The following is a 25,824-nucleotide window of genomic DNA, read 5'->3' as shown; positions in this document are numbered from 1 at the left end:
TGTCGATTAAACACGTTCGATAATGGTCGCGATACCTTGACCAAGACCGATACACATGGTCGCAAGACCGATTTGAGTATCTTGTTGTTCCATCACGTTCAACAATGTTGTTGTGATACGCGCACCAGAACAGCCCAATGGGTGACCTAATGCAATCGCACCACCATTTAAGTTGATGATGTCTTGTTTGTCATAAATGCCTAAGCCTTTCATGACTGATAAGCCTTGAGCAGCAAATGCTTCGTTTAATTCGATCGTTTGGATATCCGCCATCGTTAAACCAGCACGTTTAAGCGCTTTTTGAGTTGCTGGAACTGGACCATAACCCATGATCGCAGCATCACAACCTGCAATCGCCATAGAGCGAATCACAGCACGAGGTTTTAAACCTAAAGATGCAGCACGTTCAGCTGACATCAACAACATTGCAGAAGCACCGTCAGAAAGAGCAGAAGAAGTTGCTGCTGTTACTGAACCACCTTTAGGATCGAAAACTGGTTTCAGCGCTTTGAATGCTTCAAGGTTTGCGTCAGCACGAATCACTTCGTCGATGTCGCAAAGGGTTTTGAAGCCATTAGCATCATGACCTTCAACACCCACGATTTCATTTTTGAAACGACCTTCTTGAGTTGCAGCCCAAGCACGGCGGTGAGATTCAACACCGAAAGCATCTTGCTCTTCACGAGAGATACCGTTCATACGACCTAACATTTCAGCAGTTAAGCCCATCATGTTCGATGCTTTTGCATAGTGTTTAGATGCTTCAGGGTTAAGGTCGATGCCGTGCATCATACCTACGTGACCCATATGCTCTACACCACCGATGATGAAGATGTCACCTTGGTTGGTTGCAATCTGTGCAGCAGCAGTATGAAGTGCTTGCATAGAAGAACCACAAAGACGGTTTACTGTTTGACCGCCAGCAGTTTTTGGAATGTCAGCCAATAAACCAATATTACGAGCAATGTTCATACCTTGCTCTAAAGTTTGGTTTACACAGCCCCAAATGATGTCTTCAACTTCATTGGTATCAAACTGGTTACGAGCAACAAGTGCACGTACTAATTCAGCAGATAAACTGTCGGCACGAACATTGCGGAACATACCGTTACGTGATTTGCCCATGGCAGAACGAACGCCATCAACAATCACAACGTCACGTGGATTTAAAGTAGCCATTCACGTCGCTCCTTAACCGTAGAATTTTTTGTTGTTAGCAGCCATGTCACGCAACATTTGTGGCGCTTCATAAGCTTTACCTAAATGTGCATATTTGTCGCAAAGCGCAACGTATTCAGCAACACCTGTTTGGTCGATGTAACGGCATGGACCACCACGGAATGGAGGGAAACCTACACCCATGATCATCGCCATATCTGCTTCAGAAGCAGTTGCAACGATGTTGTCTTCTAAGCAACGAACTGTTTCGTTACAGAAAGCAAGCATCATACGGTCAATGATTTCTTGTGGATCAAATTCACGTTTTTCGCCAGTCACGAAAGGCGCAATGATTTCGTAAGCTGTTGGGTCAACAGTTTTCGCTTTCTTACCTTTCTTGTCTAACACATATTTGTAGAAACCAACATCGTTCTTTTGACCAAGACGTTTTGCTTCGTACATCGCTTGGATAGAACCTTTGTAATCTGGCTTCATACGGTCAGGGAAACCTTCAGCCATCACTTCAGCGCCATGTACACCTGTATCGATACCAACAACGTCGATCAAGTATGCAGGACCCATTGGCCAGCCGAATTTCGCCATGACATTATCCACTTGTTGGAAATCCGCGCCATCTTTTACAAGAAGGTCGAATGCACCAAAGTAAGGGAACAATACACGGTTAACTAAGAAACCTGGGCAGTCGTTCACAACGATTGGTGTTTTACCCATTTTCTGAGCAAGAACAACAGTAGTTGCAATCGCTTCTTCAGAGGTTTTCTCACCACGAATCACTTCAACCAATGGCATCATGTGTACTGGGTTGAAGAAGTGCATACCAACGAAGTTTTCAGGACGTTGTAAGTTTTCTGCTAAACGCGTAATTGAAATCGTTGAAGTGTTTGAGGCAATAATCGTGTTGTCACGAACATTTTTCTCAGTTTCTGCAAGTACGATACCTTTTACTTTAGGGTTCTCTGTGACCGCTTCGATCACGATATCCACTTCTTTAAACTCATCGTAGCTTAAAGTAGGACGGATGCGAGCAAGGGTTTCACCCATTTGCGCAGGTTTCATTTTCTTGCGTTCAACTTGCTTCGTTAGCAAGCCGTTCGCTTCTTTCATACCCAATGCAAGTTGTGGGTTACCAATGTCTTTCATGATGATTGGAGTGCCTTTGCTTGCCGCTTGGTAAGCAATACCACCACCCATAATACCAGCACCTAATACAGCTGCTTGGTTTACAGGGTGAGCACCTTTTTCATATTTCTTCGCAGTTTTCTTCACAACTTGGTCATTGATGAATAAACCAATCAATGCACCTGCTTGTGGAGTAATTGCTGCTTTAGCAAAACCTTGAGCTTCTGCTTTTAATGCATCATTACGTGTAAGGCTTGCACCTGCTTGTAATGAGTCAAGTAACAATTTTGGCGCAGGGTATTGTGCAGGGTTTGCTTTTGCAAGTACCGCACCTTTTGCTGTATTGAATGCCATCATTTGTTCAAGTGGATTCAATTTAATTGCGTCTAATTTTTCTTGACGTTTTGCTTTCCAGTTCAAACGACCAGCAATGGCTTGTTTAACTAAGTCAACAGCAGCTTCTTGAAGTTTGTCAGCAGCAACAACCGCATCTACAGCACCATCTTTCAGTGCAGCAGCTGGCTTCTTAGGATTCGCCATTGCCATCCATTCAACGGCATTGTCGATACCGATTAAACGGCTTAAACGTACGCTACCACCAAAACCAGGATAGATACCGAGTTTGATTTCTGGTAAGCCAACTTGAGCTTGCTCAGACATGACACGGTAGTCACACACTAAGCACATTTCAAAACCACCACCAAGCGCTGTACCATTAATCGCAGCAACTTTAGGGATGTCTAAATCTTCAAAGCTATTGAAGACGTCATGTACAGGCATAAGCCAATCAACAATTGCTTGTTCACCAGCAGCGAAGTTGTCGCCAAATTCAGTAATATCTGCACCAACGATAAATGTTGATTTACCAGAGGTAACAACTAAGCCTTTAATGTCGTTATTGGCTTTAACCGCAGCAATTGCTGCTTGGAAGTCTTCGATGGTTGCACGGTTAAATTTATTAACCGACTCACCTTGTAAGTCAAAGCGGAATTCTGCAATTCCGTCCGCAAGCATTTGGACGGTAATGGCATTGCCAGCGTGGATCATGCCTGATCTCCCTTGTTGTGGAGGATTCTGAGTTGATGTCATAAAGCCTGTATGCGTTAGCGCACACAAAATGCTTTGCTAATCTTACGATAACTATATCCAAAAAGGACATAACAAGTTGTATCAAGCCGTGACGCTAGGGTCATCTATTCTTTTAAAGAATTTATTTCTAAGGCTTGTATAAAAATAGAAAGCTATTTTTTCCTTTAAAAACAGTGAAAATTTTATTGATTTTAGTCATGTGATTATCGGTTTTAAACGTAAAAATTGTATTAAGCAACCCATAAATCATTTTTAAATTCGTATATTTTTTATTAGCATATTTAAGCTTTAAGTTAGGTTGCTAAAGTTATGGCTTATTTATTGCTTTATTATAGATATAGCGAAAGCAATATTTTGTTGTTAAATCTTTGTTATAAAAAGTATTTTGAAAGATTTTTTTGTTTTTTTTTAAAATGAGACATAGTTTGATTTTATGACAAAAAATGTTAGTTATAACTGTTTTTAGGGTTTATATGAAAACGAATAGAAAAATAATTATTTGTTGATGATGTGGTTGGGAAGCTGAATAAAAAACAAACCTGTTTAGGGAAGGCTGGGTAACAGATGAAACCAACAGACCAAACATTGATGAAACAAATGCATATTTCGATTGAAGAAATTGAATATCGACGATCTTTGCTTAGTTTAAGTCATCAAGAATTACAGCAGTTGGTTGACTTAGGGGGACAAATTGATCTTGAGTATTTACTTGACCAAGTTGTGATTACCTTTTATCAACAGCAAACCTCGATTTCGGAGATTGCTTCACTGATTGGCGATATAGACACTTTATCTCGGTTACAACATGCACAACGCCAATACTTGGTAGAACTTTTTTCAGGTAATTATGATGCCAATTATGTCAATAATCGATTGAGAATCGGTTTAGTGCATAAACGAATTGGTGTCGAACCCAAATTATATTTATCCGCCGTCTATCATCTCAAAATCATGCTGATATCAATGATTCAACAACAATTAGGCGATACAGAGAATTTTCATCAAATACGTTCTACTTTAGAAAAGTTATTTATGTTTGATATTTCGCTGGTTGTAGAAACCTATGTGTGGAGTTTGGTCAGTGAGTTGAAGGCATCTAAAGAAAAAATTGAGCAATATGCTTCTGTGTTAGAAGATCGGGCTCAGCAAATGGAAGCTTTATCTCAAACTGATCCGCTCACAGGACTATTAAATGTGAGACATTTAAATCGTATTTTAAATTCGACAATTTATGCGGCTGAACGAAGTTTAGAACCCGTTACAGTCGTATTTATTGACATCAATGATTTTAAAATCATTAATGATAATTTTGGGCATTCTAAAGGTGATCAAATGTTAAAAGTTGTAGCGGATGCGATTCGATTTGTTGCACGTTTGGATGATCATTGTTTTAGATGTGGTGGAGATGAGTTTTGTATTGTGTTTCCACGTTGTACTGAAGCACAGGCACTCGAAAGTTTCGTTCCAAGATTACTACAGTATGTTTATCATATTGAGCCGAGTATTACTTTGAGTATCGGTGTAAAACAAACAGATCATGTTGATGGTTACTTAGATGCATCTACTTTGATTCATGAAGCTGATGCAAAAATGTATTTGGTCAAAAAACAGCAAAAAATAAAAAAATAACAATTTTTATTGGAAGATTTATTTTTATATATATATGATATTTATTGTTTATTTTATTTAATGAATTAAGTGGAAAAAATTGTTGAACCAAAATTGGCTAGAAATTAAAAAAGACGATGATAAAATTCCGAGATTCATTTTTTTGGTCGATTTTTTCAATGGTTAAATGGATCATTTTAGCGATTTTTATCATTTCAGCTTTGTATATTCAACGACGCGGTAAAGTAAAACATTCGTTTTATCGTCAATTTTTCGATCATTCAACGATTCTTGCACCTATAAACTTTTTAATGTACATGTTTTCTAAAGTACCGAATCAACCTTATATTGATACGCAGTATTTTAAAGATTTAAAAGTTTTAGATGAAAATTGGGAAATGATTCGAGACGAAGCCAAAGCTTTATATGACAAAGGTGGGATTAAAGCTTCAAGTAGTTATGATGACCTCGGTTTCAACTCCTTCTTTAAAACAGGTTGGAAACGTTTCTATTTGAAATGGTACGACTCGGCACATCCATCTGCTGCTGAACTTTGCCCAAAAACAACCGCATTATTAAAAACGCTTCCAACAATTAAAGCTGCGATGTTTACTGAGTTGGCACCAGATAGCCGTTTAGTTCGCCATCGTGATCCTTATGCGGGTTCATTGCGTTACCATTTAGGTTTGATTACACCTAATGATGATCGCTGTTTTATTGATGTTGATGGTCAGCGATATTCGTGGCGTGATGGTGAAAGTGTGGTGTTTGATGAAACCTATATCCATTATGCGGAAAACACGACGAACCAGAATCGTATTATCTTTTTCGCTGATGTAGAACGCCCATTAAAAACCCGTTTTATGGAAAAGTTTAATCATTGGTTTGGTAAAAGTGTCATGACCGCAGCCAGTTCACCTAATGAGGCAGGCGATCAAACAGGTGGCTTAAATAAAGTCTTTGGTTATGTTTATCAGTTTCGTTTAAAAGCCAAAGCCTTAAAAGCAAGCAATCGTGGTTTATATTATTTTTTGAAATGGTTCATCATGTTAGGGCTATTTTTCTTAATTTTTATTCGACCTTATGTATTTTAAGTCTGAATGAGATCAACGCCCGAAAGGGCGTTTTTTTATAACGATGATTTAGTTATTTATTTGTTTATGAATGTTGGCAAAAACAAGTTCAGTTGAGTACTCAAGATTATATTGAGTCTTATCCAACCCAAAATCTGTCACATGTAAGTGTAGGAAGTAATATTATCCGCAAAGATATTTGGCAAAATGCAGCTTGGACTACATTTATACCTAATACTGAGTTTAATTTAGCAGACACTCGGATTCGCCATCAGTCTCGTGAATATTGGGGTTTTTAGCATACAGCTAGAGAAGTTAATCCAATCGCTCCAACAAATGAACTAGCCTGTGATTTCTTTCATGAGTCTGCATTTAAGAGCGCTGATCAAGTATTGAGTCGAGTTTTTAAATGATAGGTGTTATTTGAGTTATTGAATTGATGCATTTTGGCTCAATTGACTTGAAATTGATTTATGCAGACTACATCATCGAAAGCATTACTGATGATGAAAGTCTGCTGTGAATCCAAACGCGCGTGAACATATTGAAAAAATCCTGACTCATATGACTCAATTGCCTGGTGTTTATAAAATGCTCGGCAAAGATGGAGAGTTACTGTATGTCGGAAAAGCCAAAAACTTAAAGAATCGTGTATCCAGCTATTTTGTTAAAACGATTGACCATCCTAAGACACAGGCTTTAGTTGCGCGAATTTATGACATCGAAAGTTTAGTTGTTCGTTCTGAAACAGAAGCATTATTACTTGAACAAAATCTGATTAAATTACATCGTCCGCCATACAATATTATGTTGCGCGATGATAAGTCGTATGTGTATATCTTTGTCTCGGCAGACAAGCCCTATCCCCGCATTGCCAGTGGGCGTGGCAAGGGCAAGCATCAGGTCGGCAAGTTTTTTGGGCCTTATCCCAGTGCCTATAGTGCACGAGATACCTTACTGGTTTTACAAAAATTATTTAATGTGCGCCAATGTGAAAACAGTTATTTTTCACAACGTAAACGCCCTTGTTTACAGTATCAGATTAAACGTTGTACAGCGCCTTGTGTCGGTCTGATTAGCCCTCAGGACTATAAGGAAGATGTCGATAATTCAATTCGTTTTTTACAAGGTGATACCAAAGAACTCAATCAAGAGCTGATTGGAAAAATGGAACAGGCTGCCGAAGCTCTTGAGTTTGAAAAAGCCGTATTTTATCGTGATCGCCTCGCTTTATTGCGCGAGGTTCAAGCACAACAAGCAGTATTTAAGATCAAAGGCGAAGCCGATATCTTGGCGATTGCTTACCAAGCGGGTGTGACTTGTGTACAAATCATGCATGTTCGTAATGGACGTATGCTTGGTGGAAAAAGTTATTTTCCAGATATGTTGGGAGATGATTTGGCGCAAATGCTGAATGATTTTATGGCGAATTTCTATTTCCAAGTGGCGGATGAAGTGCCATCAGAATTGATTGTAAATGTAGATATTCCCGATCAAAAACAATTAGAAGAAGCATTACAGCAAAGCTTCAATAAGAAAGTTCAAATCAAGCATAAAGTGCGAGAGACTCGGGCTGAATGGCTAGAGCTGGCACAAATGAATGTGCAACATGCGATTAAAGGCAAACTGAGTAATCACTTGGAATTAAACGAGCGTTTTCATCAACTTGAACAAGTGGTTGGGCGTCCGATTGATCGGATTGAATGTTTTGATATCAGTCATACCATGGGTGAAGCACCGATTGCTTCTTGTGTAGTCTTTGATCAGGGCGGTGCAAGAAAGCGAGATTATCGTCAGTTTGCGATTCAGGATATTACGGGCGGTGATGATTATGCGGCGATGCGCCAAGCGTTGATACGCCGTTATAAAAAAAATATGTTACCTGATCTACTCTTGATTGATGGTGGTAAAGGGCAGTTGCATATGGCGATGGAGGTCATGCAAGAATTAGCGCTTGATGCTTTTATGATTGGTGTTTCTAAAGGTGAGGGACGTAAACCGGGATTAGAAACGCTGCATTTTACTGATGGCACTAAGATTCAATTACCCGAAGACCATAAAGCTTTGCACCTCATCCAACAAGTGCGAGATGAAGCGCATCGTTTCGCCATTACCAAACATCGAGCTAAGCGTGATAAACGCCGTAGTAGTTCAGTTTTAGAGGCTATTCCTGGGCTAGGGCCAAAACGCCGTCGTGATCTACTCACTCATTTTGGTGGTATACAAGGTGTTTTAAAAGCGTCAGAAAAAGAGTTGATGCTTGTACCAGGTTTGGGTGAAGTCATGGCGAGAACGATTTATAAAATTTTGCACGAATAACTTGACCGATTGGCTCAATCTCTCAATGACTGATGCGTCAATGATCATTCACAAATAGATAAAAACATTTGAAGATAAGATGGTTTGACGATTAAGGAAAGATAATGTCACTGCTTCCGCTGTATCAACAGGTTGAACATCAAGAGTGGATTGATATTCCATCAGGATGGTTACAAGGTCGCACCGTATTTGGCGGTTTAGTTGCAGGATTATTAATCCAAAAGGCGCAGAGCGTGGTTCATGATACAACAAAGCAGTTATTGAGTTGTAATGTCACCTTTGTTGGTCCTGTGCAAGAAGGGCAGGCTAAACTCACGGCGGAGGTGTTGCGAGAAGGTAAATCGGTTACAACCTTAGAAGTGCGGTTATGGCAAGCAGATACTGTACAAAGTATTTTAATAGCAAGTTTTGGTTCGCAGCGTGAATCTCGGATTCATGTGCAAAATCTACCGCAAATTCCTGATTATCCATTGCCTGCGCAGTTGGAAAAAACGGCTTATATTGAAGGCTTAATGCCACAATGTTTGCAACAGTTTGAACTATGTTGGGCTGAAGGTAATTATCCAATGGCTGGTAGCAAAGTACCTGACTTTGGCGGATGGTGTCGTTTTATTCCTCAGTTGCATCCAAATCGCGAAATGAAATTGGCCGATCTATTTGGATTGATGGATGTGTGGCCACCGGGTGTGTTACCAATGTTTAAAACCCCTGCACCTGCAAGCTCATTAACTTGGCAGATTACCTATTTGCAGCCGATTGCTCATCAAGTACAGGATTGGTTCAAATACAAAGTAGTGACTGAATATGCTGAACATGGTTATTCAACCGAGTATGCCTATCTTTGGGATGATGAAAATCGACTGATTGCGATACTTCGACAAACAGTTGCCGTTTTTGCCTAGTCGACACTGCCGTGCATTTCGTATAAAGTTGCTTACACATGGATACAATCTCGGCACATCCTTTGTGCGACATGCATATTTGATGCGAACAACATGGCGGTGTTTATGAGTACAGGGCGAATCCTGAACATTCCTAATATTTTAACTTTGGCGCGTATTGCCCTTATTCCCGTGTTTCTGGCAATTGCCTATTGGCCGCCTGCCATTGGGATTGCTGAGCATCATGGGGGAATGATGCGACATCTGATATTGACTGCAATCTTTGTTCTTGCAGCAGTGACAGATTGGTTCGATGGTTATTTAGCTCGGACTTTGAATCAGACTTCTGCTTTCGGGCGTTTTCTTGATCCAGTCGCCGATAAGCTTATGGTTGCAGCCGCATTGATTGTATTGGTGCAATGGCAACCGACGATATCAATGGCTTTTGCTGCAATCGTGATTATTTCGCGTGAAATTACCGTTTCGGCATTGCGTGAATGGATGGCTGAATTAGGTGCACGTACGAGCGTTGCAGTTTCTACAGTAGGAAAGTATAAAACAGCATTTCAAATGATTGCGATTAGTGTGTTCCTGTTGAACTGGAAACCACTGGAAATGTGGGCCTACGCTTTGCTTTATGCGGCAGTGATTTTGACCTTGTGGTCGATGTTTATTTATATGAAAGCAGCATGGCCTTATCTGAAGCAGCCCTAACGATTTTTTGTATAGCCATATAAATGAAAGCCTTTCTTTTGAAAGGCTTTTTTATGCCTTTTGATAAAAACTGGTCAAGAAAAAAGCCCATAACAAAGATGGGCTTGGTTCTCTGAGGAAAGTCATACTCTTTTTAGGAGGGTATGCTGAAGAACATAATCATAATATGAGAATATATTGCTATTTACAACGGATAAAAATGTAAATATTTTTTAAAATTCTCACTTCAGTTTGACTGATTTTCGGAAAGTGTTGCAAATTTATGTTCAATTTGCGCTGCATTATTTTGCAAGATCTCAATCAGTTTTTGAATATTCAAGAAATCAAAACGATTTTTTGATGCTATTAGCGTGAGTGCAATCGGTGCTTCTTTAGTAGAAAAGCGAATCGGCACGGAAAGACCACATACCATTGGATCAATCTCACCCTGTGATAAATAAAAGCCTTGTTTTTTAATTGTTCGCATTTGCTGCATAAATTCATCGAGGCTATGGGCAAAACCAACCTGAGAGAGTTCCTGAGTAAACTGCTGATAGTAGGCCTGAATCCGTTGCTTGGTTAAATGGGCAATCACGATTTTTGGAGAGGCTCCCACATATACAGGTCGCGGACAGCCCCTGCCGTATGAGATGAGTTCTGCTTCTTTAAAGGTTTCATGATGTAGATCAATACAATAATCATGGTTTAAATAGGTTAATAAACAACAGAGTTCAGTACGATCTACGATATCACGCATAAAAGGAATACTGATCTGAACCAATGGATCGGTACTATGAGAAATATAATCAAGAACGGCAATTTTAGAGCCTAAAGTGTAGTCTCCTGATGTACCACTAATGCGCTTTAAAATATCTGTTGAAACAAGTTCTTTAAGATAACGATAGGCGGTGGGTTTTGAGAGAGCAAGCTCATCACAAATGATATCGACATTGATAATCGGACGTGAAACTGAAAATAAATCCAGCACGGTGAGAATTTTACCAAAACTCGAAATTGCCATGATGCGTTGTCTACTCCTTAAAAATAACGTGAAAATCGAACTTTTATTGCTTTATATCAGAAAAGCCTGAGATCGTGTATGGACTTTTAGGTCGGAATATTTTTCCTCGACCAATTAAGCCTTGAATTGAGAAAAAATATGGCTTTTATTGAAAATATTTTAAATTAAAATGAAAAATTATCAAATAGTGATAATTTATATTGACTAATTTGCTTTGTTTTGAAAAAATTATAGATGTAGTGTCTTCATTGGATAATGAAATTCGTTAAATTATTTCTATTTGCTCTCGACACTATGCCTTGCTCCCCATAATCAGCTTTTTCTTGTCAACTGATTTGATACTCCAAATTGGTCTAACTTCGTGCCAAATTGTCATGTGTCATTAGATCAGGCTGACTTAGAATTGAGACATATTCATGTTACTTAAACAGCTGTTAGCTTTCAGACCAAGCCGACTTGATCTTATTTTTGCTTGTAAAACCTTTGTAGCAGGTATGCTGGCACTGTTTATTTCTTTTGAATTAGATTTGATTAATCCGATGTGGTCGATTGGAACGGTCATGATTATTGCCAATCCTTATTCAGGAATGGTGTCTTCGAAATGTGTGTATCGTTTGATTGGAACTGTTGCAGGGGCAGTCATAGCACTGTTATTGACCCCACATTTTATTAATACGCCGTGGCTATTTACGGTTATTTTATCTCTCTGGGTGGGCTTTGCTTTATATGTGTCATTACTAGACCGCACGCCGCGTAGCTACGTATTTATGTTGGCAGGATATTCAACTGCCATGATTGTTTACAATGCAATTACCTATATCGATACCTACAATATTTTTGATATCGCTGTTGCACGTGTACTTGAAATCTCAGTTGGGGTGGTCTCTTCTGCCGTTGTTTCGGCAACTTTTTTTCCAGTTCATGTTGGCGCAATGATCAAGCAACGTGTCAATAAAACCTTAAACGATCTAGAAGCAACTTTTGAAAAATTGATTGCAGTTCAAGAAACACCTGAAAATTACACGCAAGTTTTATCTGTGATTACTCGTGATGCCTCTGATATTCATGCTTTAGCTGTACATTTGGCTTATGAGAAAGGTGAGTTGAAAGGCATGACCAAGCCTTTACAAGAAATGCTACATCAAGTGTCATTGGTGGTTGCGAATTTGGTTGCATTGTCTCAACGTGTAAAACAGCTCGAACATTTGCACTTGGTTAATCTTGTTTCGCATTTGGATATGCTTCGTCAGCATACTTTGACATTTTTAAAACAAGAGAAAAGTTTAGTACCTGCTGATTTGCAGACTTTGCCGATTGGATTTGAAGACGATTTCGCTGAGCTGATTTCTAAAGCAACGTCTGAACAGAAAGTGGTATTGGCTGCATTAAAGATGGACATTCGTCATTTTATGGCCAATATCTTGGCAGTAAAGCTACTCTGGCAACAGATTCAGCAAGGTAATAAAGAAATCCCAATAGAAATTACAGCCATTACGACGAAATATCCAAGTTTACATCGTGATCATGGTATTGCGATACGAGGTGGAATTAGTGCCGTACTGATTACTTTTATTGTCACTGCAGCTTGGATTCTGTCAGGTTGGAAGGCGGGTTTTATGATGGCGCAAATGGGGGCTATCACGGCGTGTATCTTAACAGCATTGGATAACCCAGTACCTGTGCTACGGATTTTCATTTGGGGCAGTATTGTATCCGCAGGCTTAGTATTCTTATATGCATTTGGTATTTTTCCGCATGTGACTCATTTTTGGCAATTGGCTTTGGTGCTATTTCCTGTGTTTTTAGTGGCTGTGAGCATGATGGCCAATCAAATGCTGATGCCAGTTGGCATGGTGCTTGGGATTAACACCATGATGGGATTGAATCTGCACAATAAATACAGCATGGATGCTGTTTCTTACTTAGATAGTTCATTTGCAATGGTTCTGGGCGTATTGGTTTCACTCATTGTGATTGATTTAGTTCGAGCTGTTTCACCTGATACCAGTGCAACGCGAATTTTAACTTTACATTATCAGGCGATGCGTCAGGCATTAAATCTATCTTATGGTAGTGATTTCAAAATTCATCTACGCAGTATGTTGGACCGAGTTGGAGTATTGAATACCAAAATGGTTCAAAATCCTGAAGTTAAGATTTCGATTCAGAATGCTTTGATTGAAAGTAGTTCAATTATTGACTTAGTCCGATTGCAAGAAATTAGCCAAAAACTCCCCCAATTGGTCAGTTTGAAAAATGAAGTCAATGTGCTGCAACAGCAACTGACAGAATATTTTCAAATGCAAGAGAAACAACTTTCTCTGAACCATTTTCCAATTCGAATTGTACAGCAGATTGATCTATTAGAGCGGATTGCACTGCAAATCGAAGATGAGCAACTCGCTCAAAGAATGTTGATTTCTATGAATAATATTTGTGAAAGCATCGGGCATGTCTCAACACAAAAGATAGATTCAGAAACATATGATTTAGGTGTATTGCATGGGTGAGATTAACGTTTATGGAATCTATATTCCAATTCTTTTGGTGCAAGCCATCATCGCCTACGTGCTCTTTAAGCTGATGAGTCCACTGATCGATCGTTTAGTTATGAGAGGTTGGATTGTACTACCGAATATTTTCAACTTGTGTTTGTACTTGGGATTGTTGCTGTGTATGCATTGGTTATGTCTTTATTTACAAGGTACAAGCCTTTAAGTAGCTCTCTCCGAAATTTAATGATTTAAAAATATGTGGTAAAGGTGATGAACATGAATGCATTTGATGTACGAAAAGTCATACGTCCAATTGTATTAGTACTTTCGGTTTTGATTGCGATATATGCAGTCGTGCATTTATGGAATTACTACAATGCCGCACCGTGGACACGTGATGGTCGTGTGCGTGGTGATGTGGTTCAAGTGGCTTCGGATGTTAATGGATTAGTAACTGAGGTGCTGGTACAGGACAATCAGACGGTAAAGAAAGGACAAGTTCTTTTCAAGATTGATGTAGAACGTCAAGCGCTTGAGGTTGAACAAGCTAAATCTGATTTAGCTAAAGCCAATGCTGGTTTGGCTCAGGCGCATGCAAACTTAGTTGGTTCAAAGGCAAATTTGGTCAAGACTGAAGCTAATATGAAATTGGCTGAGAAGAATGCAGCACGTTATGCGAGTTTGATGGATGGTGCGATCTCTAAGCAAGAGCAAGATCAGGTTTTTGCTACACGCGATCAGGCGATTGCGGAAAAAGAGCAGCTAGCAGCGAGTATCGAACAGGCCAATGCCGCCATTCAACAACAGCAAGCTTTGATCGAAGTAGCGAACAGCAATTTACATTTAGCTCAGCTTAATATGAGTCGTTCAGCAGTCGTTGCACCTGCGGATGGAACCTTAGCTAACTTTGATTTACGTGTTGGGAATTATGTTAAGGTTGGGCAAGCGGTTGCTGCGCTGCTAGATCGTGATCAGCTTTATGTCGTGGGTTATTTTGAAGAAACCAAATTGAATCGTATTCATGTCGGTGATTCGGCGACGGTGCAGTTGATGGGGGATCGTCAATTCATTCGTGGGCATGTTCAAGGTATTGCAACAGGGATCGAAGATCGTGAGCGTTCTGGTAGTTCTAATCTATTGGCAAATGTAAACCCTACTTTTAGTTGGGTACGTTTAGCGCAACGTGTGCCTGTAAAAATTATTTTAGATGAACGGCCTCAGAATCCATTGGCTTTTGTTTCAGGGCGAACTGCAACGGTGAGAATTATTGAGAAATAATCAGGCGTAGTCTGAGTTGATTTATTTTTTAAGAATTGCATTCTAAATTTTATGCAAATGGTTTGGGTTGTAGACGTGCTAAAGCAGTTATTTTCATGGTCTGGATCTGATTTTATCACGGTACATCAGTGTGCTATACCGTGATAAAGCGCTTAAATATAAATAATTAAGGTGTTATTCCATTAGGATCACGATACCAACTTTGAATGAGTAGTGCGGCTGCGAAACTATCAGCCGATAAGCGTTTTGCTCGGCCTTTATTTTGATAAGACTCAAGTTCTTCTCTCGCTTCGCGTGTAGTCAAACGCTCATCCACCATCCACGTTTCAATATTGGTTTGATGACGCAAACGTCGTGCAAATTTTCGTGCGCGAGCAGAGAGTTCAGATTCACTATCATCCATATTCAATGGTAAGCCAACCAGAAACAGGTTGGGTTGCCATTCTTTGACGAGTTTTAATAGTTGGTTCCAGTCAGGGATACCATCTTTCATGGCAAATAATGGCAAGGGAGTGGCACTTTCAATAGTGGATTGACCAATTGCCATCCCCATTTTCTGGGTGCCAAAATCAAAGGCCATAATGGATTGCGAAGTTTTAAAATCAGGCATGACCAATCTCTGAAGCAAACCATGTACGGTCTACCCCAATTTTTTTGTATGCCGCATCCCAACGATCGCCATAAGGTAGATTAAAGATTAAATCCATGTCTGAGTCACAAATCAGCCAGTCACCACGTGCCATTTCTTCTTCAAGCTGATTTTTGCCCCAGCTGGCATAGCCTAGGGCAATTTGGTAACGACCGACACCTTCGTTATGTGCAATTGCATCCAAAATATCTTTACTGGTGGTAATGCAAACATTTTCACCTACTGCGATTGATGAATGCCAAGTAGGTTGACCTGTGTGTAGGACAAAACCTGCTTCTGGGCGTAATGGTCCACCTTGCAACACAGCATGAGGTTGTACATTATCTGCATCAATCTCTAAATCGTTCAATAATTCTTTGATCTGTAACTCAGAAGGGCGATTGATAATAATGCCTTGTGCACCATCTTCATCATGGCGTGCCACATAGATAACAGTATTGGCAAAGAAGTCATCTGTTATGTCTGGTGGAGCGATGAGACAACGGTGAGTTAGATATTGTTTCGTCACCTAGGCGATTCTCCATCAAAAATATTATGCTGATCTATCTATATAGGTTCTTCTTATCAACATACAAGAGTTAATCGGATTTCGCCAATCTTTTTCTCACATTTTGTTATGCGTATTAAGCGGATTGAAATTTTAGTTGACGCAGTTGTTTGGCATGTTGCAAGGTGGTTTCGCTAATCTCGACGCCGCCAGACATACGTGCTAGTTCTAGAATGCGTTGTTCCTCATTCAACTCAATAATGGTGCTGCTTGCTGGATCTGTTTGTTGTTTTTTGACCAATAGGTGTTGGTCAGACTGTGCAGCAACTTGAGCTTGGTGAGTGATACAGAGTAGTTGTACATGCTGAGCTAGATCGGCGAGTAAACGACCAACCACTTCGGCTGTACCACCACTAATTCCGACATCAATTTCATCAAAGACCAAAACTTCAGATTCTGTTTTTTCGGCATTCATCACTTGCATGACCAGTGCAATACGAGAGAGTTCACCGCCAGATGCAACGCGAGCCAGCGGTTGTGGTGGAATGCCTTTATTGGCAGTGAAAAGAAGCTGAATAAAGCTGAGACCTTCGGCATTTGCTTCCATTGGCTCGAACTTAAATTCAAAATATGCTTCAGGTAGAGCAAGCGGCTTCACTTGTTCAGTCAATTGCTTCGCCAGTGGAACTGCGGCTGTACGACGAATCTGATCTAGGTGCTCAGCTTTTTGCATAAAAATGTGATAAGAAATTTCTACCTGTTCAGCTAAGGTTTCAGGATCTTCTAATAGATGTAATTGCTCTAATTCCTGTTGCCAAGTTTCATATTCTTGTTTGAGTAATTCAGGCTGGGTACGGTGTTTGCGTGCGAGACGATGGAAAATTTCTAAGGTTGTATTGAGCTGTTCCATTCTTTCAGGATCAAAACTTTGGCGATCAATAAATTGACGTAAACTCGCGGTTGCATCTTCAATCTCACTTTGCGCATTGAGTAACGAATTATAAATATTTGATAACTGTTCACTGCGCCCTGCATGAGACTCTAAACGACGAATGATTGAAGCAACTTCTTGAGTGATATTTTGTTCAGCCTCATCCAAAACATTTAGACTGTAACTACAGTCTTGCATAATATGTTCATGATGGCTGAGACGATCAAACTCTTGTTCAATCTCTCGATAATCCGTTTGGACAATCTCTTCAAGTTCTTCTATTTGGGATTCTAAATTTTGTATTTTTTGAATACGCGTGGCTTGCGCATCTAAAGCGGCTTGATGCTGGCGAATGTTTTTTTGCCATGTGCTATACGCTTCACGTACTTCATTTGCTGGTTCGGCAAAATTATGATAACGATCTAACCAGTGCTTCGGATAAGGGGGCTCAAGTAATTGCTGTTGGCTATGCTGGCTATAAAGTTGTACCAGTAAGCGTCCAATTTCTTTTAACTCCGACAAACTACTTGGGCGTCCATTGATCCATGCTTTGCTTCGGCCTGTCGCAAATATGACACGTCTTAAATGAATTTCACCAGAATCATCATCTAGTTCATGTTCTGTAAGCCATTTTGCTTCCGCACTTTCAGCTTGATAACTAAAGACAGCAGTGACATCTGCTTTATCTGCACCATAACGGACATAGTTGGTATCGGTACGTTCACCCAAGCACGCAGACAGTGCATCTAACAATAATGATTTTCCTGCACCAGTTTCCCCAGTCAAAACATTGAAACCTTGTTCAATATCTAAAGCTAAATGGTCTGCAAGTGCAAAATTAATTAAAGTTAAATGGGTGAGCATATATGCATCCAGTGCACGCAATCTTTTGCTTAAAGATAGAGAAATTTTGCTAATCGAACAAGAGGATCAGCGTTGTGTTGATGAAATCATGTTTTATTTCTGGAGTTGTTTTGAATAATTTAGTGATGTAAAGCTCGTCTATCAATTTATAAGATTTTTTCTATTGTATTTTAGATCGGATGCTTTGATCTAAAAGTGCTTGTGAGTTGAACATAACTTTAGTAGAAAGGCATAAAAATTGCTGTTAAAGCATGATAAAAATGGATTGATTAGTGACGCAGGCACAATTAAACTACGTCCATCATAACCTAATATAAATGCTGCATTATTTGGAGAGTATGCATGAGTTCAGTGCAGTTTGATCATGTTACGGTCATTAAAAAGTCAAATGTATATTTTGGTGGGGCATGTATCAGCCATACTGTACAATTTGAAGATGGTACTAAAAAGACATTAGGTGTGATTTTACCTACTGAACAGGCATTAACTTTTGAAACACATGTGCCAGAACGTATGGAAATCATTTCTGGTGAATGTCGTGTAAAAATTGCAGACAGTACAGAAAGTGAGTTATTCCGTGCAGGTCAGTCTTTTTATGTCCCAGGAAATAGTGTTTTCCACATCGAGACTGATGAAGTGCTTGATTATGTATGTCATTTAGAAGGTTAACTGATCGCTTCCTAAATCGGGTACACTATACCTAAAGAGAATCCTGTAAATTCATTTTGCAGGATTTTTTTATTAAATTCCCTTGCGGAGCTATTCGCTCCTCACCTGTAAAGCTACTTTGCAGGATTTTTATTTTTTCAAAATCTCCCTTTATAGATCGGGAATACTGCAAGAGGTCGTTCATGGCAAAACCTGAATATTATTATGGCGTTCATTCGGTTGAGTCATTGTTGGAGTTAGAGCCTGAACGCGTTTTGACTTTATTTACCTTAAAAGGTCGTGATGACCAGCGATTACAAAAGATTTTGCAACTTGCCGAACCTTTTGGGATTAGCGTCCAAAAGGCGAGTCGGGATAGTTTGGAAAAGCTTGCAGGCTTACCTTTTCATCAAGGTGTAGTGGCTGCAGTTCGACCACATCCAACCTTAAATGAAAAAGATTTAGACGAATTGATGCAGCAGTCACCTGATGCTTTATTGTTGGCATTGGATCAAGTGACGGATCCGCATAATCTCGGTGCATGTATTCGTACCGCAGCTGCGATGGGTGTTCAGGCGGTGATTGTGCCGCGTGATCGTTCAGCAAGCTTAACCCCGACAGCACGTAAGGTTGCTGCAGGTGGGGCGGAAAAAGTTAAGTTTATTCAAGTGACTAACTTAGCTCGAACCTTAGCTCATTTAAAAGAGACCACACATATGCGTGTTATTGGCACAATGCTTGATGAAAAAGCATTGCCAATTCAGCAATGTGACTTTAAGGGTGCAGTTGTCATTGTTATGGGTGCGGAAGACACAGGTTTAAGACCGATTACTCAGTCTCAATGTGATCATACGGTGTATATTCCAATGTCTGGTGATTTACAAAGTTTAAACGTCAGTGTGGCAACAGGCATGGCACTTTATGAGGCATGCCGTCAGCGTAATGCTGTATAATTCACACAATTATCGTCAATGTAATTAAAAATGACTGCTCGCACGCAAGGCTATCTGTTTGTCTGTATCACCATGTGCATCTGGGGTGGTTTTACCATTCTCTCCCGTTTAAATCTGCACTGGCATGTCAGTGCCTGGGACTTGGTGGCCATGCGTTTTGCGATTGCTTTTATCATTCTCATGCCTGTGCTGGTGTATAAAAAAGATTTGGCATTCTTGTGGCATCCCCGTCCAGTTATTCTGGCGCTAACAGGTGGGCTGGCCTACTGTCTAACGGTTTATACTGCTTTTTTGCAAGCACCAGCAGCCCATGCTGCAATTTTCTTAAATGGCTGTATTCCTCTATGTACGGCAGTTGCCGCTTATTTATTGTTTAGACAACCTTTTGATAAACATACCTGGCTCAGTCTCAGCATTATGTTGAGTGCTCTGGCATTGATGAGCTATCTGATGTTGCATGAGCAGGCTTCTGCCTTTGGTATTGGTGATATTCTCTTTTTCCTGAGTGCAGTTTGGTGGGGCATCTTCACCGTACTGCTAAAACAATGGAAATTATCAGCCTGGCATTCAATGGCAAGTGTGGCCATTTGGTCAGCACTGATTTATTTGCCGATCTATATCCTGTTTATTCCGAAACATTTTCAGGAAGCAGAGCCTGTCCATTTGCTGATACAGGGTGTATTTCATGGGGTGTTGGTGGTGATTATTGCAACCCTGACCTATGTGGCCGCCATTGAACGTTTGGGTGCATTTAAAACGGGAAGCATTGTGACCTTAGCGCCATTTATTGCTGCTGTTATTGCTGTGCCATTGTTAAATGAACCCTTAAGCCCAGCGATTATGTGTGGGTTAGTGGGTATGGGGATTGGTGCGTTACAACCGTGGCGCTGGTTTCGTAAAGATGCATTAACCGCCCAGCTATCCCAGCAGAAACAGGATTAATAGCTCTGTTCAGCCCGTTGTAAATAATTCAGGTGTAATGGTTGGAGTTGTTTGTGTAGATGTGCGAGCAAGCCATCGTTCAGCACAATATCATTGGCGAGCTGTTGTTTTTGAGTACGGGGCATTTGAGCTGCAATAATCTTTCGTATCTGTTCTTCATTTTGTCCATCTCTTTGACTTGCACGTTGTAGTTGTGTTTGTTCATTTGCATCGATGAGTAAGGTGTGATGCACAAGTTCATGCTGATTAGTTTCAAAGAGAAGAGGTGAAACTAAAATGACATAAGGGCTTTCTGCCTGTTGTAACTGCTGGATAATGGATTGGCGTATAGCAGGGTGAGTGATCTTTTCGAGTGTTTCTCGCGCTTCTGGAAACTGGAATATGTGTTCACGAAGTGCACGTCGATTCAGATTGCCATCTTCTAGTAATACCCAGTCTCCAAAAGAAAGTTGAATTTCTTTCAAAGCAGGTTGGCCTAGTTCAACCACTTCACGAGCTACAATATCTGCATCGACTACAACAATTCCTTGGGATTCAAACCATTGCGTAGCTGCTGATTTGCCACTACCAATGCCACCAGTAATGCCCAAGATAAAACGCATATTATCCACCTAGATATATTTTCATAATTTGATTTCCCCATAAAAATGCAATCCAACCAGCAATTGCAATATAAGGACCAAATGCAAATGGTTGGTTTTCACCACGCATTTTTATCAAAATAATACCAATAATTGCACCAACAACTGAAGAGAGTAGCACAATTAGAGGTAGCATCATTGGCCCCATCCAAGCCCCGAGTGCGGCTAAGAGCTTGAAATCACCATAGCCCATGCCTTCCTTGCCTGTAACGAGTTTAAAGATATAGTAAACAATCCACAAACATAGAAAGCCAATCAAATAGCCCCAAATTGCTGAGCCTGCAGAAGTATAAACAGTGAAACTATTGATTCCTAAGCCTAGTGCGGCAAGTGGCAAGGTAAAGCGATCGGGTAATAGCTGTGTGTCGAAATCAATAAACGTTAATGTGATCAAGACCCAAGTGAGTATTAAACCAAATAACATTTGTACGGTCGCGCCAAATATAGCAACTACTATTAATGAGCAAATCATTGTTAAGAGTTCAATAAGTGGATAGCGAATACTAATTGGATTCTGGCAAGCACCGCATTTGCCACGAAGTAGAACCCAACTGATGATCGGTATATTTTGATACCAACGGATAGGGGATTGGCACTTTGGACAGGTCGAAGCAGGCTGGCTGAGTGTGAGCTTGGTTGAGTCAATAAATGGCTGCTCTGGATGAAGCAGCATTTGGCATTCCTGATGCCATTCCTGCTCCATCATTTTTGGGGTGCGAAAAATGACTACGTTAAGAAAACTACCAATACAGAGACTCAAAATCCCGACTGCAACATAAAGTGCAATCGAGTTTTCGATGAAATAAAAAAGTAATTGCTGCATTAGACCACAGAACCCATTTGGAAAATCGGTAGGTACATGGCAATGACAAGACCACCCACCAAGACACCTAAAATTGCCATGATCAGAGGTTCCATCATCGAGGTTAATCCATCAACGGCATTGTCTACCTCATTTTCATAGTGAGTGGCGACTTTATCGAGCATACTGTCTAGGGCACCAGATTCTTCTCCAATCGCTACCATTTGAATCGCCATGGATGGAAAACGGTTAGAAACGCGCATCGCAAATTGCAACTGTTGGCCTGTGGCGACATCTTCACGGATTTTCATCACCGCTTCTTCGTAGATCACATTATTGGTTGCACCAGCAGTTGATTCCAATGCATCAATTAATGGAACACCTGCTGCAAATGTGGTTGCCAGAGTACGGCTATAACGGGCAATAATTGCCTTATAGACCAAATCACCAAAAATAGGCGCCTTGAGAGCCATTTTATCCAAAAGATCACGGAACTTTTTACTACGTTTTTTTGCCTCAAGGAAAGCGGTAATAATTGCACCAATAACGATGATAAGGATAAACCAATATTTTTGCATCCACTCAGACATATTGACCACCATTTTAGTAAAAGCGGGCAGGTCTGCACCAAAGGAACTAAACAGATCTTGGAAAACAGGCACAACTTTTACCATTAAAATAATCGTGACAACGACAGCAACCACAATGACTGTGGCTGGATATTTCATGGCTTTTTTAATTTTTTGTTTAAGCAGTTCACTTTTTTCTTTATAGATCGCCACTCGATCCAGCATGGTTTCAAGTGCACCTGATTGCTCTCCTGACTCCACTAAAGAACAAAAAAGGTTGTCAAAATACTGTGGATATTTCTTAAGGGCTCCAGCAAAAGTATTCCCCCCTTCGACTTCACCCTTAATTCCTAAAACCACTTCGCGCATGGCAGGGTTTTCCAAGCCCTCTGCAACAATTTCAAAGCCCTGAACCAGTGGTACCCCTGCTTTCATCATTGTTGCTAATTGACGAGTAAAAATCGTAATATCTAGCGTTGATACTTTCTTCTTCATCAAACCCTCAAGAATATTCTTACGTTTTTCTCGAATGGTTTTAATGGTGACACCTTGTTTGCGTAATGTGACCTTTGCTAAGGCCATATTGCGTGCTGGTAGTTCCCCTTTAATTTTGGCGCCTTTTCGATCTACCCCTTCATAAGCAAAAGTAGGCATCATTTGCGCTTTTTTAGCTGCCATGATTGTAATCCTTTTTATTGATTTTATTCACTGGTGACTCGGTTGACTTCCTGTAGGGAAGTAATCCCCTGTATCACTTTTTTCAAACCCGAACGTCGTAAATTGTTGAATCCCGCTTTTTCCGAGGCTGCTGCAATTTCCAGGGCATTACCATCTTCCATAATAATTCTGGATATTTCTGGCGTCACTTTCATGACTTCATAAATACCGACACGGCCCTTGTAGCCTTCCCTGCATTCACTACAGCCTACAGGTTGAAATATCTTAAATTCTGGGTCCGTGAGATCCTGTTCAGTAAAACCGAGTTCTAGCAGACTCTGTTTTGGAATTTCAACAACTTCCTTACATTGAGCACATAAGCGACGTGCCAAGCGTTGCGCGATAACAAGATTAACTGATGTTGCGATATTAAACGAAGGTACACCCATGTTGCGTAAACGGGTTAAAGTTTCTGGCGCACTGTTGGTATGCAGTGTTGACATCACCATATGACCTGTTTGCGCTGCTTTAATTGCGATTTCGGCTGTTTCTAAATCACGAATCTCACCGACCATAATTACATCAGGGTCTTGACGTAAGAAAGCCTTTAATGCAGCAGAGAAAGTCAATCCTGTCTTTGGATTCACGTTAACCTGATTAATGCCTTCCAGGTTAATTTCCACAGGGTCTTCTGCTGTTGAAATATTGGTATCTTCAGTGTTTAGAATATTTAGACCAGTATATAGCGATACAGTTTTACCAGAACCTGTTGGACCTGTAATCAGTAGCATTCCTTGAGGCTTTTCAAGTGCTTCCATGAATAATGCTTTCTGGTTATCTTCATAGCCTAATGCTTCAATGCCGAGCATAGCACTTGATGGATCCAAAATACGAAGTACTAATTTTTCCCCAAATAGCGTGGGTAAAGAGTTGACACGGAAATCAATGGCTTTGGTTTTGGAAAGTTTAAGTTTAATACGACCATCCTGAGGCATGCGTTTTTCAGAAATATCCATCTGTGACATGACTTTTAAACGGGATGCAAGACGGTTTGCCATTTGCAAAGGTGGGTTGGCGATCTGGCGTAATACACCATCTACACGATAGCGAACCCGATAGGTTTTTTCATAGGGTTCAAAATGCAGGTCAGAGGCCCCCATACGAATTGCATCAATTAATAATTTGTTAATATATTTTACAATAGGTGATTCATCACTTTGAGTATTAGTATCGTCTTCTTCTTTATCCGAATCAGTGGCTGTATCGATACCATCTAAATCAAAGTCTTCACTATCACCGAAATCAAAGCTACCACTATCACCAAACTGTTGTTCAATCAGTTTCTCAAGCTTGTTATGTTCAACAATAATCGGTTCAATATTGAGTTTGGTGTTAAAGCGAATGGCATCTAATGAATCAATATTGGTCGGGTTGCTGGTGGCAACATATAGGATTTGGCCGCGTTGCACCAAAGGTACGACCCGATGTTTCTGTATCAGCTTGTTGTCTGTTAAATCTTTGGGTAATAAGGCTGTATTATATACAGCAAGGTCAAAAAGAGGCTCATCGAATTCATGGGAAATACTTTCTGCAACTGTGAGGGGTGAGAGGCGTTGATGCTCAATCAGGTGAGCCACAATATCCTGTTGGGCCTTTTTTGCCGCATCAATGGCATTCTGCATGTTTGATGCAGACAAATGCCCCTCTTCGACTAAACGCCGAATGAACCCTGAAAATTTTGGAGACGTATGTAATCCTGACATCTGTCCGCCTTGTGACAATAAATGTTTATAATAGCTATCTTACAAAATTATACTTTTGTTGGGTAAAAATACTACTGGAGAAAGTGTCGTTTTTGACTTGATTCGTATCTAAAACGTTGAACTGATCGAATTTTTTACAAATTAATTTTCTAAAACCAAGACAATTAGCTAAAAATGAAAATAATAAAATCCGTCAGGAAATGACCTACTTTCAAATAAATAGAATGCTATTCCCTTGTAACATTAATTTTTACAAACAACTGTACAGTGGTTATCAGGTTAAACCAGATAAAAAAACTGAATTTTATAAAAATCCGTGTAAAATATGCAGCATTTTTTAGAAATTAGCAGTAGACCAAAGTATGTCGACTCCGACCATTACCCCTTGGGTTGTTGGCAATTGGAAAATGAATCCAATGCATGCTGACGCTCTTCAATTAATAGAAGAATTTAAACGGCTATTACAACAGGACAATATTTTGCCTGAGCAATGCCATATTGGTATGGCACCGATTGCAATTGCGCTTACAAGTATTCAGGCACAGCTCAAGGATGCGGTTCGGACAATTTACACGGTGGCTCAGGATGTATCGCGTGTAGCGGGAACGGGTGCATATACAGGTGAAGTGAGTGCTGAACTGTTAAAAGACAGTGGGATTGCATTTGTTTTAATTGGGCATTCTGAGCGCCGTGAGTTATTTGGTGACAACGTCAATATTTTAAAAGCAAAACTGCAAAATGCATTAAATGCAGGTATGACGGTGATCTATTGCGTTGGCGAAAGCTTAGAGCAGCGTGAGCAAGGCGCTGCTGAGCAAGTGGTATTACAACAAATTTGTGATATTGCATCCGTCGTTAAAGCTGAACAATGGCAAAATATTGTGATAGCGTATGAGCCGATTTGGGCAATTGGGACAGGGAAGACAGCTTCACCTGCGGATGCTCAAGCAATGCATGCAAAAATACGTGAAGGCTTAAAACAAATTACATCATTCGGTACAAACATAGCTATATTGTATGGCGGTAGTGTCAAAGCCGAGAATGCTGTTCAGTTGGCCGCATGTCCTGATATTAATGGCGCTTTAGTTGGAGGTGCATCACTCAATGCACAATCTTTTTATCAAATTGCAAAAGCATTTGCTCAAAGCAAATAATAGGAAGTA

The 25,824-nt window shown here is 40.2% G+C and carries 22 protein-coding genes and 1 pseudogene; 13 read left to right on the top strand and 10 right to left on the bottom strand.

The window, feature by feature from the left end:
• Positions 1-6 precede the first annotated feature (6 nt).
• A complete protein-coding gene (gene fadA / locus F908_RS13510) occupies positions 7-1,179 on the bottom strand; it encodes an acetyl-CoA C-acyltransferase FadA (RefSeq protein ID WP_005163002.1) in 1,173 nt (390 codons plus the stop codon).
• A gap of 12 nt (positions 1,180-1,191) precedes the next feature.
• Positions 1,192-3,345 (bottom strand): fatty acid oxidation complex subunit alpha FadB, encoded by a 2,154-nt coding sequence (gene fadB / locus F908_RS13505; RefSeq protein ID WP_005162999.1) that lies wholly within the window; start codon positions 3,343-3,345, stop codon positions 1,192-1,194.
• A gap of 606 nt (positions 3,346-3,951) precedes the next feature.
• On the opposite strand from fadB, the gene F908_RS13500 reads away from it, so the two are divergent.
• From F908_RS13500 to pgsA, 6 genes and pseudogenes are all read left to right on the top strand, one after another.
• Positions 3,952-5,016, top strand: a complete 1,065-nt coding sequence (locus F908_RS13500) for a GGDEF domain-containing protein (RefSeq protein WP_005162997.1) — start codon at positions 3,952-3,954, stop codon at positions 5,014-5,016.
• 158 nt (positions 5,017-5,174) lie between these two features.
• Positions 5,175-6,089, top strand: a complete 915-nt coding sequence (lpxO, locus tag F908_RS13495; protein ID WP_005162989.1) for a lipid A hydroxylase LpxO — start codon at positions 5,175-5,177, stop codon at positions 6,087-6,089.
• Positions 6,090-6,160: 71 nt separating this feature from the next.
• Positions 6,161-6,481: pseudogene (locus F908_RS15765) on the top strand (hypothetical protein); the annotation flags it as partial.
• Between the two features lie 106 nt (positions 6,482-6,587).
• Positions 6,588-8,387: an excinuclease ABC subunit UvrC gene (gene uvrC, locus F908_RS13490; RefSeq protein ID WP_005162980.1), complete on the top strand. Its 1,800-nt coding sequence runs from the start codon at positions 6,588-6,590 to the stop codon at positions 8,385-8,387.
• Positions 8,388-8,491: 104 nt separating this feature from the next.
• Positions 8,492-9,289, top strand: a complete 798-nt coding sequence (locus tag F908_RS13485) for a thioesterase family protein (RefSeq protein WP_005162976.1) — start codon at positions 8,492-8,494, stop codon at positions 9,287-9,289.
• A 105-nt stretch (positions 9,290-9,394) separates the two neighbouring features.
• Positions 9,395-9,982: a CDP-diacylglycerol--glycerol-3-phosphate 3-phosphatidyltransferase gene (gene pgsA / locus F908_RS13480; protein ID WP_004674390.1), complete on the top strand. Its 588-nt coding sequence runs from the start codon at positions 9,395-9,397 to the stop codon at positions 9,980-9,982.
• Between the two features lie 226 nt (positions 9,983-10,208).
• Here pgsA and F908_RS13475 read toward each other — a convergent pair whose 3' ends face one another.
• Complete coding sequence (locus F908_RS13475; protein WP_005162974.1) at positions 10,209-10,982, bottom strand: IclR family transcriptional regulator; 774 nt, start codon at positions 10,980-10,982, stop codon at positions 10,209-10,211.
• Positions 10,983-11,398: 416 nt separating this feature from the next.
• Between F908_RS13475 and F908_RS13470 the strand changes: the two genes are divergently transcribed.
• Genes F908_RS13470 through F908_RS13460 form a run of 3 tightly spaced genes read left to right on the top strand, consistent with a single transcriptional unit; the run spans position 11,399 to position 14,755 of the window.
• A complete protein-coding gene (locus tag F908_RS13470) occupies positions 11,399-13,492 on the top strand; it encodes an FUSC family protein (protein ID WP_005162972.1) in 2,094 nt (697 codons plus the stop codon).
• Entirely contained in the window at positions 13,485-13,700 is a 216-nt protein-coding gene (locus F908_RS13465) for a DUF1656 domain-containing protein (RefSeq protein ID WP_004659299.1), read from the top strand. Before F908_RS13470 ends, F908_RS13465 begins: the two co-directional genes overlap by 8 nt.
• Before the next feature lie 53 nt (positions 13,701-13,753).
• A complete protein-coding gene (locus F908_RS13460) occupies positions 13,754-14,755 on the top strand; it encodes an HlyD family secretion protein (protein WP_005162960.1) in 1,002 nt (333 codons plus the stop codon).
• 166 nt (positions 14,756-14,921) lie between these two features.
• On the opposite strand, the gene ruvX is transcribed toward F908_RS13460, so the two are convergent.
• The 3 genes from ruvX to recN all read right to left on the bottom strand — a co-directional run bounded on the left by ruvX (position 14,922) and on the right by recN (position 17,686).
• Positions 14,922-15,365: a Holliday junction resolvase RuvX gene (gene ruvX / locus F908_RS13455; RefSeq protein WP_005162957.1), complete on the bottom strand. Its 444-nt coding sequence runs from the start codon at positions 15,363-15,365 to the stop codon at positions 14,922-14,924.
• Positions 15,358-15,912 carry a YqgE/AlgH family protein gene (locus F908_RS13450; RefSeq protein WP_004659294.1) on the bottom strand — a complete coding sequence of 185 codons (555 nt, stop codon included), beginning with the start codon at positions 15,910-15,912 and terminating at the stop codon, positions 15,358-15,360. Before F908_RS13450 ends, ruvX begins: the two co-directional genes overlap by 8 nt.
• A gap of 115 nt (positions 15,913-16,027) precedes the next feature.
• The gene (gene recN, locus F908_RS13445) at positions 16,028-17,686 is read right to left on the bottom strand and encodes a DNA repair protein RecN (protein WP_005162954.1); all 1,659 of its coding nucleotides are present in this window, start codon (positions 17,684-17,686) and stop codon (positions 16,028-16,030) included.
• 342 nt (positions 17,687-18,028) lie between these two features.
• Here recN and F908_RS13440 point away from each other — a divergent pair, with 342 nt between their 5' ends.
• The 3 genes from F908_RS13440 (at position 18,029) to F908_RS13430 (ending at position 20,229) form a co-directional block, all read left to right on the top strand.
• On the top strand, positions 18,029-18,355 hold the full coding sequence (locus F908_RS13440; protein ID WP_004659291.1) for a pyrimidine/purine nucleoside phosphorylase: 327 nt from the start codon (positions 18,029-18,031) through the stop codon (positions 18,353-18,355).
• 182 nt (positions 18,356-18,537) lie between these two features.
• Positions 18,538-19,287, top strand: coding sequence for a 23S rRNA (guanosine(2251)-2'-O)-methyltransferase RlmB (rlmB, locus tag F908_RS13435; RefSeq protein ID WP_005162952.1), 750 nt, complete (start codon positions 18,538-18,540; stop codon positions 19,285-19,287).
• A gap of 30 nt (positions 19,288-19,317) precedes the next feature.
• Positions 19,318-20,229: a DMT family transporter gene (locus tag F908_RS13430; protein ID WP_005162950.1), complete on the top strand. Its 912-nt coding sequence runs from the start codon at positions 19,318-19,320 to the stop codon at positions 20,227-20,229.
• On the opposite strand, the gene coaE is transcribed toward F908_RS13430, so the two are convergent.
• The 4 genes from coaE to pilB are packed head-to-tail and all read right to left on the bottom strand — an operon-like array spanning position 20,226 to position 24,661.
• Entirely contained in the window at positions 20,226-20,831 is a 606-nt protein-coding gene (coaE, locus tag F908_RS13425; protein WP_005162948.1) for a dephospho-CoA kinase, read from the bottom strand. The genes F908_RS13430 and coaE overlap by 4 nt on opposite strands.
• Before the next feature lies 1 nt (position 20,832).
• The gene (locus tag F908_RS13420; RefSeq protein ID WP_005162946.1) at positions 20,833-21,693 is read right to left on the bottom strand and encodes a prepilin peptidase; all 861 of its coding nucleotides are present in this window, start codon (positions 21,691-21,693) and stop codon (positions 20,833-20,835) included.
• Positions 21,693-22,919, bottom strand: coding sequence for a type II secretion system F family protein (locus F908_RS13415; protein ID WP_005162944.1), 1,227 nt, complete (start codon positions 22,917-22,919; stop codon positions 21,693-21,695). The genes F908_RS13420 and F908_RS13415 overlap by 1 nt, the downstream gene beginning before the upstream one ends.
• Before the next feature lie 23 nt (positions 22,920-22,942).
• Positions 22,943-24,661: a type IV-A pilus assembly ATPase PilB gene (pilB, locus tag F908_RS13410; RefSeq protein ID WP_005162942.1), complete on the bottom strand. Its 1,719-nt coding sequence runs from the start codon at positions 24,659-24,661 to the stop codon at positions 22,943-22,945.
• Positions 24,662-25,023: 362 nt separating this feature from the next.
• On the opposite strand from pilB, the gene tpiA reads away from it, so the two are divergent.
• On the top strand, positions 25,024-25,815 hold the full coding sequence (tpiA, locus tag F908_RS13405) for a triose-phosphate isomerase (RefSeq protein WP_005162940.1): 792 nt from the start codon (positions 25,024-25,026) through the stop codon (positions 25,813-25,815).
• Positions 25,816-25,824 lie beyond the last annotated feature (9 nt).

The organism is Acinetobacter sp. NIPH 284, from assembly GCF_000369425.1.
In the GTDB taxonomy this organism is placed as follows: domain Bacteria; phylum Pseudomonadota; class Gammaproteobacteria; order Pseudomonadales; family Moraxellaceae; genus Acinetobacter.
The sequence above is the reverse complement of the archived record's forward strand: the minus strand, read 5'-3'. Positions and strand labels throughout refer to the sequence as shown.